This is a genomic window from Streptomyces sp. ADMS (assembly GCF_033441795.1).
Lineage (GTDB): Bacteria > Actinomycetota > Actinomycetes > Streptomycetales > Streptomycetaceae > Streptomyces.
Window position 1 is genome coordinate 1 of record NZ_JAVFVX010000564.1, and the last position, 277, is coordinate 277.

At 69.0% G+C, this 277-nt stretch carries 1 protein-coding gene; it reads right to left on the bottom strand.

The genetic code is table 11. The annotated features are described in order from the left end of the window. Positions 1-277: C40 family peptidase (locus tag RB628_RS42010; protein ID WP_318325838.1), on the bottom strand; the 277-nt coding region annotated here is incomplete at both ends.

Genomic DNA, 277 nt, shown 5'->3' on the forward strand with positions numbered 1-277 from the left:
CGACCATCCCGACGTGTTCCGGGACTTCGGCCGTCCCCTCGGTGAAGACGAGGTCACCGGGCTGGAGAGCGTCAACCGATACCGGCTTGCCCTCCTTGACCTGCGTGTACGTCGTCCGCGTGAGGGTGACCCCGGCGGCCTTGTACGACTGCTGCATTAGCGAGGAGCAGTCGCAGCGGCCCATGGGGTCGGGCCCGTGGGAGTCGGTGCAGATCCCGCCCCACTGGTACGGGGTGCCGAGCTGGCCGAGCGCCCAGCGGATCGCCGTCTGGACCTT